General features: G+C 74.9%; 12 protein-coding genes. 10 read left to right on the top strand and 2 right to left on the bottom strand.

Annotated features, from left to right (window positions below; genetic code table 11):
* Nucleotides 1–23: 23 nt before the first annotated feature.
* From CCE02nite_RS14370 to CCE02nite_RS14350, 5 genes are all read left to right on the top strand, one after another.
* The gene (locus tag CCE02nite_RS14370; protein ID WP_218027122.1) at nt 24–788 is read left to right on the top strand and encodes a class I SAM-dependent methyltransferase; all 765 of its coding nucleotides are present in this window, start codon (nt 24–26) and stop codon (nt 786–788) included.
* Nucleotides 789–846: 58 nt separating this feature from the next.
* A complete protein-coding gene (dxr, locus tag CCE02nite_RS14365; RefSeq protein ID WP_141390303.1) occupies nt 847–2,046 on the top strand; it encodes a 1-deoxy-D-xylulose-5-phosphate reductoisomerase in 1,200 nt (399 codons plus the stop codon).
* Between the two features lie 55 nt (nt 2,047–2,101).
* Complete coding sequence (locus CCE02nite_RS14360) at nt 2,102–3,412, top strand: M50 family metallopeptidase (protein WP_141390302.1); 1,311 nt, start codon at nt 2,102–2,104, stop codon at nt 3,410–3,412.
* Between the two features lie 320 nt (nt 3,413–3,732).
* Nucleotides 3,733–4,872 carry a flavodoxin-dependent (E)-4-hydroxy-3-methylbut-2-enyl-diphosphate synthase gene (gene ispG, locus CCE02nite_RS14355; RefSeq protein WP_021482273.1) on the top strand — a complete coding sequence of 380 codons (1,140 nt, stop codon included), beginning with the start codon at nt 3,733–3,735 and terminating at the stop codon, nt 4,870–4,872.
* 7 nt (nt 4,873–4,879) lie between these two features.
* Nucleotides 4,880–5,842 (top strand): GNAT family N-acetyltransferase, encoded by a 963-nt coding sequence (locus tag CCE02nite_RS14350; RefSeq protein ID WP_141390301.1) that lies wholly within the window; start codon nt 4,880–4,882, stop codon nt 5,840–5,842.
* Nucleotides 5,843–5,860: 18 nt separating this feature from the next.
* Here CCE02nite_RS14350 and CCE02nite_RS14345 read toward each other — a convergent pair whose 3' ends face one another.
* Entirely contained in the window at nt 5,861–6,784 is a 924-nt protein-coding gene (locus CCE02nite_RS14345; protein WP_141390300.1) for an Fpg/Nei family DNA glycosylase, read from the bottom strand.
* A 33-nt stretch (nt 6,785–6,817) separates the two neighbouring features.
* Here CCE02nite_RS14345 and CCE02nite_RS14340 point away from each other — a divergent pair, with 33 nt between their 5' ends.
* Entirely contained in the window at nt 6,818–8,686 is a 1,869-nt protein-coding gene (locus CCE02nite_RS14340) for a proline--tRNA ligase (RefSeq protein ID WP_141390299.1), read from the top strand.
* A gap of 147 nt (nt 8,687–8,833) precedes the next feature.
* On the opposite strand, the gene CCE02nite_RS14335 is transcribed toward CCE02nite_RS14340, so the two are convergent.
* Entirely contained in the window at nt 8,834–9,958 is a 1,125-nt protein-coding gene (locus CCE02nite_RS14335; protein WP_141390298.1) for a DUF4439 domain-containing protein, read from the bottom strand.
* Between the two features lie 150 nt (nt 9,959–10,108).
* Between CCE02nite_RS14335 and rimP the strand changes: the two genes are divergently transcribed.
* The 4 genes from rimP to CCE02nite_RS14310 form a co-directional block, all read left to right on the top strand.
* Nucleotides 10,109–10,723 (top strand): ribosome maturation factor RimP, encoded by a 615-nt coding sequence (gene rimP / locus CCE02nite_RS14330; RefSeq protein WP_141390297.1) that lies wholly within the window; start codon nt 10,109–10,111, stop codon nt 10,721–10,723.
* 2 nt (nt 10,724–10,725) lie between these two features.
* Nucleotides 10,726–11,787 carry a transcription termination factor NusA gene (gene nusA, locus CCE02nite_RS14325; RefSeq protein ID WP_141390296.1) on the top strand — a complete coding sequence of 354 codons (1,062 nt, stop codon included), beginning with the start codon at nt 10,726–10,728 and terminating at the stop codon, nt 11,785–11,787.
* A gap of 24 nt (nt 11,788–11,811) precedes the next feature.
* Nucleotides 11,812–12,192, top strand: coding sequence for a YlxR family protein (locus tag CCE02nite_RS14320; protein WP_082141169.1), 381 nt, complete (start codon nt 11,812–11,814; stop codon nt 12,190–12,192).
* 155 nt (nt 12,193–12,347) lie between these two features.
* The coding region (locus CCE02nite_RS14310; RefSeq protein WP_174774919.1) for a translation initiation factor IF-2 N-terminal domain-containing protein at nt 12,348–12,685 on the top strand (338 nt) is incomplete at its 3' end.

The raw sequence follows: 12,685 nt of genomic DNA, 5'->3' as shown, positions 1-12,685 counted from the left end.
ACGCCCCGCTCGTCCTCGCGCGCGTGAGCCTCGACCCTCGGACGTCGGCCAACCCGCTGGTCGGGCGTGCGACGTCGTGGCTGGAGGCGGTCAACAGCCGTCATCCCTGGAACCACAACGAGCACTTCCACGGCTGGGTCGTGCGCCGGGTGCCGCGCGGCGCCCGGGTCGTGCTCGACGTGGGCTGCGGGGCCGGCGTGCTGCTCGGCCGGCTGCGCCGGCGGGTCGCCGAGGTCCATGGCATCGACGCCGACGCCGGCATGGTCGCCCAAGCCGTCGCGCGCCGCGTCGCAGATCCCGCCGTGACCGTGCGGCGGCTGACGTTCGACGACGTCCGCTCTCCTGCCGACGTCCGCTCGCCCGCCGAGCCCGGTCGCCCACCGGGACACCCGGGGGGCCTCGGCGCGCCCGCACGCGGGGGCTACGACGCGGTGACGATGGTCGCGGTGCTGCACCACCTGGACCTCGACGAGGCCCTCCGGCACGCTCGGGATCTCCTCGCCCCGGGTGGCCGGCTGCTCGTCGTCGGCCTCGCGCGCACAGCGTCGGCACGCGACCTCGCCGTCGACGGAGCGTCCGCGTTGCTCAACCCGCTCGTGGGCCTCGTGAAGCACCCCCGCCGAGCCCGGCCCGGCGACCCCGGGCCGGACGCTCCCGGCATGCCCGTGCGGGACCCGGGGCACTCGGTCGACGAGGTCGTGCGCGCGGCCCGGATTCTCCTGCCCGGCGCGCGCGTCCGCCGTCGGCTCTTCTTCCGGTACACGCTCGAGTGGACCGCTCCGCGCTGACCGGGCCACGACCGCCTCGGTGCCCGCGCACCGTCCGCGGCCTGGAAGGATGGGAGCCATGGTCGACAGTCCCGCACGCGCCCCCCGCACCGTGACGATCCTCGGCTCGACCGGGTCGATCGGCACGCAGGCGATCGACGTCGTCCTGGCCCACCCCGAGAGGTTCCGGGTCGAGGCGCTGTCGGCGGGCGGGGGAGACGTGGAGCTGCTCGCGCGGCAGGCTGCGGCGCTGAGCGTGCATGCGGTCGGCGTCGCCGACGCGTCGCGCGCGACGGCCCTGGGCGAGGCGCTGGCGCAGGCCTTCGCCGGACGTGGGGACCTCCCCGAGGTGCTCGCCGGACCCGACGCGGCGGCCGAGCTCGCCGGGCGGGGGAGCGACGTCGTCCTCAACGGCGTCACCGGCTCGGTCGGCCTCGGCCCGACGCTCGCCGCGCTGCGCGCGGGGTCCACGCTCGCGCTCGCGAACAAGGAGTCGCTCGTCGCCGGAGGCGCCCTGGTGCGCGCGGCGCAGCAGCACGCCGACCAGATCGTCCCCGTGGACTCCGAGCACTCGGCGATCGCGCAGTGCCTGCGCTCGGGGACGCGCGCCGAGGTGCGGCGCCTGATCCTCACCGCGTCGGGCGGGCCGTTCCGCGGCTGGGAGGCCGACGCGGTCAAGGCCGCGACGGTCGAGCAGGCGCTCGCGCACCCCACCTGGGCCATGGGGCCGGTCGTGACCGTGAACTCCGCGAGCCTCATGAACAAGGGCCTCGAGCTCATCGAGGCGCACCTGCTGTTCGACGTCCCCGCCGACGACATCACCGTCGTCGTGCACCCGCAGTCGGTGGTGCACTCGATGGTCGAGTTCGTCGACGGCTCGACGATCGCGCAGGCGTCGCCCCCGGACATGCGCCTGCCCATCGCGCTGGGCCTGTCATGGCCTGACCGGCTCGACCCGGTGACCCCGCCGTGCGACTGGACGGCCGCGACGTCGTGGACGTTCGAGCCGCTCGACGACGCCGCGTTCCCGGCCGTGAACCTCGCGCGCGCGGCCGTCGCGGCGAGCGCGACCCACCCGGCCGTGTACAACGCGGCCAACGAGGAGGCCGTCGCGGCGTTCCTCAGCGGACGCGCAGGTTTCGGTGACATCGTGACGACGGTCGAGCGCGTCCTCGCGGCGCACGACGGAACCCCCGCGGACGCCGTGACGTTGGACCACGTGGCGGACGCAGAGGCCTGGGCCCGCGCCCGCGCGCACGAGATCCTGGACCGCCGGTGACGAGCAACCGCCCGGGTGCGTCGAGCGCCCGGGCCGAGAAGGAGCAGAGGGAACGATGGCGACGCTGATCGGCATCCTCGTGATCGTGGTCGGGATCGTCGTCTCGATCGCGCTGCACGAGGTCGGGCACATGGTGCCCGCGAAGAGGTTCGGCGTCCGGGTGAGCCAGTACATGGTCGGGTTCGGCCCGACCCTGTGGTCGCGTACCAAGGGCGAGACCGAGTACGGGTTCAAGGCGATCCCGCTCGGTGGCTACGTCCGCCTCGTCGGCATGTACCCGCCCGCTCCCGCCGGCGCGCGCCCGCGGGGCAACGGCTTCTTCTCGCAGGTCGTCGCCGACGCGCGCGACGCCAGCACGGAGGAGATCCGCCCCGGCGAGGAGCACCGGGCCTTCTACAACCTCTCGGCCCCCAAGAAGGTCGTCGTCATGCTCGGCGGCCCCTTCATGAACCTCCTCATCGCGTTCGTGCTCATGGCGATCGTGTGCGTCGGCATCGGCCTGCCCGCGATCACGACGACCGTGGGCTCCGTCTCGGCGTGCGTCCCGTCGGTCGTCGCGTCGGAGCAGGAGGAGTGCGCCGCCACCGCCGACCCGTCGCCCGCGGCCGCCGCGGGCCTGGAGCCGGGCGACACGGTCGTGTCGTTCGACGGCGAGGAGGTCACGTCCTGGGACCAGCTCTCCGGCATGATCCGCGGCTCGGCCGGGCAGGCGACGCCCGTCGTCGTCGACCGCGACGGCGAGCAGGTCGACCTCACCATCACGCCGGTCGACGTGGAGCGTCAGGTCGTCGCCGAGGACGGGACGCCCGTCGTGGACGACTCCGGAGACCCGGTGACGGAGCCCGCCGGGTTCGTCGGCTTCACCCCGACGGTCGAGCGGGAGCCCGCCGGGATAGGGGTCGCTGCCGAGGCCACGTGGCAGCAGGTGTCCGGGACCGCGGGGATCATCGTCACCCTGCCCGTCAAGGTCTACGAGGCCGCCCAGGCCGCGTTCACCGACGCGCCGCGCGGTCAGGACTCCGTGATGAGCGTCGTCGGGGTCGGCCGCGTCGCCGTGGACGTCGCCGGGGCCGAGAGCCCGGTCCTCGACCGGGTCGTCACGATGCTCATGCTGCTCGCGGCGCTCAACGTCGCGCTGTTCGTCTTCAACCTCATCCCGCTCCTGCCGCTCGACGGCGGGCACGTGGTCAACGCGCTCTACGAGGGGGCCAAGCGCACGGTCGCGCGCGTCCGCGGCCTCCCGCGCCCTGGCCCGGCGGACCTCGCCCGCATGATGCCCGTCGCGTACGTCATGTTCGTCGTCCTCGTCGGTGTCGGCGCTCTCCTCATCCTCGCCGACATCATCGACCCGGTCCGCCTCACGTAGCCCCGGTCGCGCGCCCGTCCTCGGCCTGGACCAGCGTGCGCGGCGCTCGTCCGGCGACCGAGCGGGCCGAGAAGTGGGCTTCCGCCCCGGAAGCGGTCGGATCCGGGGCGGAAGCCCACTTCTCGGCGGCGATACGGTGCCCGACGGGCGGGACGCGACCGGCGTGCCTCGTCGCGAAGGGGAAGAGGCCGGGGCGCGTGGAGGGGCCGCGAAGATGTGCCGGAGCCGCCGGGAAGGTGACGACCCGGACAGGTCCGACGTGCAGCGTCGGACGGCGGGCGGGGGATACTAGGGGCGTGAGCGTACCCATCAGTCTCGGAATGCCTGCCGCCCCGCCGCCGGTCCTCGCGCCGCGACGCAAGAGCCGCAAGATCAAGGTCGGCAAGGTGGACGTCGGCGGCGACGCCCCGATCAGCGTCCAGTCGATGACGACGACGCCGACGACGGACATCAACGCGACGCTCCAGCAGATCGCGGAGCTCACGGCGTCGGGCTGCGACATCGTGCGCGTCGCGGTGCCGAGCGCGGACGATGCGCTCGCGCTACCGGCGATCGCCAAGAAGTCGCAGATCCCGGTGATCGCGGACATCCACTTCCAGCCCAAGTACGTGTTCGCCGCGATCGACGCGGGATGCGCCGCCGTGCGCGTGAACCCGGGCAACATCCGCAAGTTCGACGACCAGGTCAAGGAGATCGCGAAGGCGGCGTCGGACGCGGGCGTGTCGCTGCGCATCGGCGTGAACGCCGGATCGCTCGACCCGCGCCTGCTCGCGAAGTACGGCAAGGCGACGCCCGAGGCGCTGGTCGAGTCGGCCGTGTGGGAGGCGTCGCTGTTCGAGGAGCACGGGTTCCACGACTTCAAGATCTCCGTGAAGCACAACGACCCGGTCGTCATGGTCCGGGCGTACGAGCTGCTCGCGGAGGCGGGGGACTGGCCGCTGCACCTCGGCGTGACCGAGGCCGGCCCCGCGTTCCAGGGCACGATCAAGTCGGCGACGGCGTTCGGCGCGCTGCTGAGCAAGGGCATCGGCGACACGATCCGCGTCTCGCTGTCCGCGCCGCCCGTCGAGGAGGTCAAGGTCGGCAACCAGATCCTCCAGGCGCTCAACCTGCGCCCGCGCAAGCTCGAGATCGTCTCGTGCCCGTCGTGCGGTCGTGCGCAGGTCGACGTGTACACGCTCGCGGAGAAGGTCACCGCCGGCCTGGAGGGCATGGAGGTGCCGCTGCGCGTCGCCGTCATGGGCTGCGTCGTCAACGGCCCGGGCGAGGCGCGCGAGGCGGACCTCGGCGTCGCGTCGGGCAACGGCAAGGGACAGATCTTCGTCAAGGGCGAGGTCGTCAAGACGGTGCCGGAGTCGCTGATCGTGGAGACGCTCATCGAGGAGGCGCTGCGCATCGCGGAGACCATGACGCCGGAGAACGACGCGCAGGCCGGCCCGCCGGTCGTCACGGTCGGCTGACGCCCTCGTGAGCCGCTGGCGCCCGTCCGTCCCGGCCCTGCGGCCTCGGGCGCGGGGCGGGGCCGGCGACGGCGGGCGGCCCCGGGCGCGCGTGCTCGTCGACGCGGACGTCCCGGAGGCGCTGGCGGTGTGCGCGGGCGACCCGGTCGCGTCGACGCTCGCGGCCGCGCGGCTCGCGGTCGCGCAGCACGCCGGCCTGCACAGGGCGGGCGGCCAGGCGTGGGGCTTCCCGGCCGTCGGCCCGCTCGAGGCGGTGTGCTGGGCGGGGGCGAACCTCGTCCCGGTGGTGCCCGCGTCGCTCGACGCGTCGCGCGCGCGGGCGGCGGTCACGGCGTTCGGCGAGCTCGCGCGGCACGCGGGGCGACGGTCGTCGTCGGTCGTGGGCGAGCGCGACGCGGTCCTCGCGCTGTGGGAGCTGCTCGCACCGCACTGGCCGTCGCCGCGCGAGATCCGGGCGAACCAGCCCTCGCTCGCGATCGACCGCGAGCCCGACGTCGAGCCCGACCCCGGGGTCCGGCGCTCCGTCCCGGCCGAGGTGCCGGTCGTCCTGCCGGCGTGCGTGCGCATGTTCACCGAGGAGGTGGGCTACTCCCCGGTCGAGGGCGGCGGGCGCGCGTACGAGGAGCGCGTGCGGTCGCTCGTGCTCGCCGGACGGTCGTTCGTCCGGCTCGCGGGAGGCGACGGCGGGCCGCACGTCGTCTTCAAGGCCGAGCTCGGGGCCGTGACGCCGCTCGTCGCGCAGGTGCAGGGCGTGTGGGTCGACCCGCGGTACCGCGGTCAGGGCCTGGCTGCGCCGGGGATGGCCGCCGTCGTGCACCTCGCCCGCCAGGGCACCCCGGCCGAGGCCGCCCGCCGCGCCACGCCGCCCGTGGTCTCGCTGTACGTCAACGACTACAACACGCGCGCGCTCGCGACGTACCGCCGCGTCGGGTTCGAGCAGGTCGGCACGTACGCGACCGTCCTCTTCTGACGACCCGCGACCGGCGCGCTACTTGAGCAGGCGCGACATCCGGCGGTCGGCGAGCACCTGCCCGCCCGTCTGGCAGGTCGCGCAGTACTGCAGGCTGCGGTCGGCGAAGCTCACCTCGCGCACGGTGTCCCCGCACACGGGGCAGGGCAGCCCGGTGCGCCCGTGCACGCGCATCCCCGCGCGCTTGGCGTCCTTGAGCTCCGCAGCGGGCTTGCCCGACGACGCCGCCACGGCCTCGGCGAGGACCTCGCCCACGGCGGCGTGCACCCGGGCGACCTCGTCCGGCGTGAACGAGCGCGTGAGCTTGAACGGGCTCGTGCGGGCAGCGTGGAGGATGTCGTCGGAGTAGGCGTTGCCGATCCCGGCGATGGACGACTGGTCGCGCAGGAGCCCTTTCACCTGCTGGTTGCGGGCGGCCATCAGGGCGGCGAGCGCTTCGGGAGTGAACGCCGGGTCCAGCGGCTCGATCCCGAGCGTCTCGATCGCGCGCACCTCGTCGGGGTGCCGGACGACGTGGACCGCGAGCCGCTTGCGCGTCCCGGCCTCGGTGACGTCGAACCCCGATCCGTCGTCCAGGCGCACGCGGAGCGCGAGCACCGCCGCCTTCCCGCCGCCGCTGCCGCCGAGCCGAGGCCGCACGGGCGTCGTCGGCGCCTTCTCCGACCACCGCAGCCACCCCGCCCGGGCGAGATGGAAGACGAGGTGGACCTCGTCGTCGGGCCCGGGCGCGGGCGGTCCGCCGACGGGCTGCGCGAGGACGAGGTCGAGCCACTTGCCGTGCCGTCGCGCGCCGGTCACGACGCGTCCGACGAGGGCGCCGACCGGCGGGTCGAACGTCTTGAGCGCGGCAATCTGGGCGACGTCGGCGGCGACGACGGTGCGGCCGGTCGCGCGGTCGTCGAGGAACCGGACCAGCGCCTCGACCTCGGGCAGCTCGGGCATGGGGACATCCTCCCCGCCGGTAGGGTGGGCCGCATGTCTTCCGTCACGTCCGGCGCGCCCGCCGCGGTCTCCACCCGCGTCCGGGGCGCCGACCTCCTGCGCCTGTCCACCCTCTTCGTCCGGACGCTGCGCGAGGACCCGGCCGACGCCGAGGTCGCGAGCCACAAGCTCCTCGTGCGAGCGGGCTACATCCGTCGTGCCGCCCCCGGCATCTACACCTGGCTCCCGCTCGGGCTGCGCGTGCTGCGCAAGGTCGAGGACGTGGTCCGCGAGGAGATGGCGGCCGCGGGCGCGCAGGAGGTGCACTTCCCGGCGCTGCTGCCCAAGGAGCCGTACGAGGCGACGGGCCGCTGGACGGAGTACGGGCCGAACATCTTCCGCCTCAAGGACCGCAAGGACGGCGACTACCTCCTCGCGCCCACCCACGAGGAGATGTTCACGCTCCTCGTCAAGGACCTGTACTCGTCGTACAAGGACCTGCCGCTGACGATCTACCAGATCCAGACCAAGTACCGCGACGAGGCGCGTCCGCGTGCGGGTCTCATCCGCGGGCGCGAGTTCGTCATGAAGGACGCCTACTCGTTCGACACCACGGACGAGGGCCTCGAGCGCTCGTACGAGGCGCAGCGCGCAGCGTACCGGCGCATCTTCGACCGGCTCGGGCTCGAGTACGTCATCGTGGCCGCGACCTCGGGCGCGATGGGCGGTTCCCGCTCCGAGGAGTTCCTCACCCCGACGCCGATCGGCGAGGACACGTTCGTGCGCTCGCCCGGCGGCTACGCGGCGAACGTCGAGGCGGTCGTCACGCCCGTCCCGGACGACGTCGACTACGCCGACGCGCCCGCGGCGCACGTCGAGGACACCCCGGACACCCCGACGATCGACTCGCTCGTCGCCCTCTCCAACGCGCGCTTCCCGCGTCCGGACCGCGCGTGGACGGCGGCGGACACGCTGAAGAACGTCGTGCTCGCCCTCACGCACCCCGACGGCCGCCGCGAGGTCGTCGTCGTCGGGCTGCCCGGCGACCGCGAGGTCGACCTCAAGCGCGTCGGCGCGGCGTTCGAGCCGGCCGAGGTCGAGCCGGCGACGGACGCGGACTTCGCCGCGCACCCCGAGCTCGTCAAGGGCTACATCGGCCCGCAGGCGCTCGGCCCGAACGTCCGCCGCGACGTGCCCGCGGACGTCGCCGAGGGCGAGGTGCCCGAGCGGCACTCCGTGCGCTACCTGCTCGACCCGCGCGTCGTCGCGGGCACGCGCTGGATCACCGGGGCGAACGAGCCGGGCCGGCACGTGTTCGACCTCGTCGCCGAGCGGGACTTCGCCGCCGACGGCACGGTCGAGGCCGCCGAGGTGCGCGCGGGCGACCCCGCGCCCGACGGCTCGGGCCCGCTCGAGCTGGCCCGCGGCATCGAGATCGGCCACATCTTCGCGCTCGGCCGCAAGTACGCGCAGGCCCTCGGCCTCACCGTGCTCGACGAGAACGGCAAGCAGGTCGTGGTGACCATGGGGTCGTACGGCATCGGCGTGACGCGCGTCCTCGCCGCGCTCGCGGAGGCCAACCACGACGACGCCGGGCTCGCGTGGCCCGCGCACGTCGCGCCCGCGCACGTCCACGTCCTCGCGACGGGCAAGGACGCGAGCGTGTTCGACGAGGCCGAGCGCCTCGCGACCGAGCTCGCGGCCCGGGGCGTCGAGGTGGTCTACGACGACCGCCCCAAGGTCTCGCCCGGTGTGAAGTTCAAGGACGCCGAGCTCCTCGGGGTCCCGCTGCTCCTCATCGTGGGCCGCGGCCTCGCCGACGGCGTGGTCGAGGTCCGCCCGCGTGCGGGCGAGGCGGTCCCGGTCGCGGTCACGGACGCCGTCGAGCACGTCGCCGCGCAGGTGGCCGAGCTCCTCGGCTGACACCTCGCAGCGTCGGGGCGCCCCCGGTCCGGGATCATGGGCCGGGGGCGCCTCGTCGTCGGGGGTCTTCGGAGGGAGAGCGGCGGTCGCGCGCGGGCCGGAGCAGGGGCCGCGGGCCGAGCCCGTCCGGCAGGGGATCGGGGCGGCTCAGCCGGCCGACTGCTCGGGGAGGCCGGGGAAGGCGACGGGGGCCTCGCCCCACGCGACCGCGCTCGCCCACGAGTCGACGAGGAGGGCGACCGCCTCCGCCCGGGACGTGGGCGCGGCGGCGGCGACGAGGCTCGCGTACGTCTGCGCGAGGCCCGACTCGACCTGGCGCGCGAGGGCGGCGACGTCCGCGTCGTCCGGCAGCACGTAGGCGACGCGGCGGGGGTCCTGGGCGGTGCCGTCCGTCCCGGCCGCGAGCGCCCAGGCCTGGCCGCGGGCCCGGTGCTCCGCCGCACGCGCGACCGCGGCGGTCCGCGCGTCGCCCTCGGACTGCGCCGCGCGGACCTCGTACGCGTAACCCGCGGCGTCCTCCGTCTCGACGAGCGTCGCGAGGTCGGCGGCGCCGATCCCGGCCGGAGCCTCCTCGACGGGCGGGGCCGTCGTCACGAGCTCGTCGGCCGCAGCCGACCCGGTGAGCGCGGCGAGGCGCTGCGCCGAGACGTGCTCCGAGGCGGCGACGGACGCGAGGAGCCGGGCGAGCGGGGCGTCCGTCGCCGCGTCGGCCGAGGCGCCCGTGCGCTGCGCCGCCTCGGCGAGCGCGACGACGACGTCGTCGGTCGTGGCGGCGCCGTCACCGGGCCCGTCCGTCGTGCCGTCCTCCTCCGCGCGGTCCGCTGCGCTGCCGCCCTCCTCGGTGCCCGCTGCGTCGTCGGCGGGCTCGCCGGTGTCGCCCGCCGGGGCCGTCGACGTGGGGTCGCCGGCCGGGAGGTCGAGGTCGTCCAGGCCGGAGTCGTAGACGCCGCCGAGGGCGTCCGCGTGCTGCTCGGCGAACGCGGCGGCCTCCTCGAGCGCCGCGAGCGTGGCCGGGTCGGTCACGCCCGGCGTGACGTCCGCCACGAGGTCGGCGACCGCGAGGGCGTCGTCCACCGCGCCGGCGCGCAGCTCCTCGACGGCGTCGGGCGAGGGCTCGGCGGGGGGCGGGTTCTCCAGCCGGACGCCGCACCCGGCCGCCAGGACGCCGGTCGCGAGCACCGCCACGGCCGCCAGCAGCCGCCCGCCGGGCCGGGGCGTCCGGCGCGGGCGGGAACGGGTCGCGGCGGGCACCGCGGTCGCGTGGGGACTCATCGGGGGCGATGATGTCACGTCCGGGGCCGGTGAGTCGTTAGGCTGGTCCCCGGTCGAACGTCCCGACGAGCGGATCGTCGGGAGATCCCGAGACAACAACACACCGGTCGTCATCCGTACCCGGCGTGGGACACGGACAGGAGCTGAGTCATGGCAGGGCAGGCGGGCGGTCAGCCCGGCAAGGCACCCGGAGGCGACGCGGCCACGCACGCGCTCCGCGAGAGCGTGCGCGAGGCCATCGAGCCGGTGGTCGTGGACGCGGGTCTCCACCTCGAGGACGTCACGGTGTCGCGCGCCGGCGCCCGGTCCGTGGTGCGCGTCGTGCTGGACCTTCCCGACGACGTCGAGGGGAACCTCGACCTCGACACGGTGGCGGAGGCGACGCGCCCGATCTCCACGGCCCTCGACGCGGTAGACCCGCTCCACGGTGCGTACACGCTCGAGGTCTCGACGCCCGGGACCGACCGTCCGCTCACCGAGCCGCGCCACTTCCGGCGCGCCCGTGGTCGCCTGGTGCGCCTCGTGCTCGCCGACGGCGGCACGGTCGAGGGGCGCCTCCGGGCCGGGTCCGAGGTCGACCCCGACCTCGTCCTGGACGTGACCGGCGCGCGCGGTGCTGTGACGGAGCGCGTCGTGCCGCTGGCCGACGTGGTCCGCGGGCAGGTGCAGGTGGAGCTCAAGCGCGCCCTCGAGGCGGACCTGCCCGAGCTCGAGGAGACCGACGGCTCGACCGACGACACGACCGCCCGCGACGAGGAGGCCTGACGATGGACGTGGACATGAGCGCGCTGCGCCTGCTGGAGCGCGAGAGGGACATCAGCCTCGACGTCCTGGTCGCCGCGATCGAGCAGGCCCTGCTCTCGGCGTACCACCGCACCCCGGACGCGTACACACGCGCTCGGGTCGAGCTCGACCGCAAGACCGGGCACGTCACGGTGTGGGCGCGCGAGGAGCTGCCGGCTCCGGAGACCGACGACGAGGACGCCCCGCGCGGCCCGGTCGAGTACGGCCCGGAGTTCGACCACACACCCGCCGACTTCGGCCGGATCGCGACGTCGACCGCGCGGCAGGTCATCGTCCAGCGCCTGCGCGACGCGGAGGACGACCAGATCCTCGGCACGTTCCGCGGCAAGGAGGGCGAGGTCCTCGCTGGCGTCATCCAGCAGGGGCGCGACCCGCGCGTCGTCCTGGTCGACGTCGGTGGCACGGAGGCGGTCCTCCCGCCGCACGAGCAGGTCCCGACGGAGGAGTACGTGCACGGCGAGCGCCTGCGCGCGTACGTGCTCGAGGTCGCCCGGGGAATGAAGGGCGCGCAGATCACGTTGAGCCGGACGCACCCGAACCTCGTGCGCAAGCTGTTCGAGCTCGAGGTCCCTGAGGTCGCGGACGGCTCGGTCGAGATCACCGCCATCGCGCGCGAGGCCGGGCACCGGACCAAGGTCGCGGTGCGGTCCCGGGTCCCTGGCCTCGGGGCCAAGGGCGCGTGCATCGGCCCGATGGGCTCGCGCGTGCGCGCCGTCATGGCGGAGCTGCACGGCGAGAAGATCGACATCGTCGACCACAGCGACGACCCGGCGCAGTTCGTGGCCAACGCGCTGTCGCCGGCTCGTGTGTCGTCGGTCACGGTCGTCGACGAGGTGGCTCGGGCCGCGCGCGTCGTGGTCCCGGACTTCCAGCTCTCCCTCGCGATCGGCAAGGAGGGGCAGAACGCCCGCCTGGCCGCGAAGCTCACGGGGTGGCGGATCGACATCCGCTCCGACGAGGGCGGCGCCCCCGCGGAGGGCTCCGACCGTGACGCCGCCGCAGGTCCCCGCACCGGGGACCGGTAGTCGTCGGGAGTGGGACGGTCACGGATGACGGGACGGCGCGGTAGACTGTCCTCGACCGGGCCGCGCGCCCGCACCTCGACCATGCCCCCGGACACCACGACCCGCCCCGTCGACACGGGCTCGGGTCCTGTCCGCACGTGCGTCGGATGCCGGGAGCGCGACCTGCGGTCAGCTCTCCTCCGTCTGGTCCTCGACCGGTCCGGTGCGAGCACCGACGAGCCCCGGCTCGTGGTGGACGCCGGGCGGTCGCTGCCGGGTCGCGGTGCGTGGCTCCACGCGTCGACCCGGTGCCTCGAGACGGCGGAACGCCGGCGGGCCGTCCCGCGGGCCCTGCGCGTCGCCGGGCCTCTCGACCTCGCCGCGGTCCGCACCGCGATCGAGGCGCCACCGGGAGAGCAGGTCTGAGCCATGCTTCACGGCCCCTCCCGGGGGCCGCACTGCACGACACGTCGACAAGGAAGCGGGTTAGAAGCCGATGGGCACCCGATGAGTACCCAGCGATGAGCACCCAGCACTAACGACGGTCCTCCCTGTCCGGGGCGGGCCGAGACAGGAGAGTTGTGGCAAAGGTCCGCGTCTACGAGCTCGCGAAGGAGCTCGGGGTGGAGAGCAAGACCATCATGAGCAAGCTGACGGAGCTCGGTGAGTTCGTCCGCTCGGCATCCTCGACCATCGAGCCACCGGTGGTCCGTAAGCTGCGCGACGCCTTCCCCGCCGGGGGCGGCGGCGCGAGCAAGCCCGCGGCGGCACCCGCCCCCGCGCGTCCGGCCGCGCCCAAGCCGGCCCCGAAGCCCGAGGTGAAGGCCGCTCCGGCCGCGCCCCAGGCGGAGGCGCCCGCGCCCCAGCCGGCGGCACCCGCCCCGGCGAAGGCCGAGCCCGCGAAGGGCCCCCAGGCTCC

The organism is Cellulosimicrobium cellulans (genome assembly GCF_006539945.1).
GTDB lineage: Bacteria > Actinomycetota > Actinomycetes > Actinomycetales > Cellulomonadaceae > Cellulosimicrobium > Cellulosimicrobium cellulans.
This window is presented reverse-complemented; position numbering and strand designations above follow the sequence as displayed.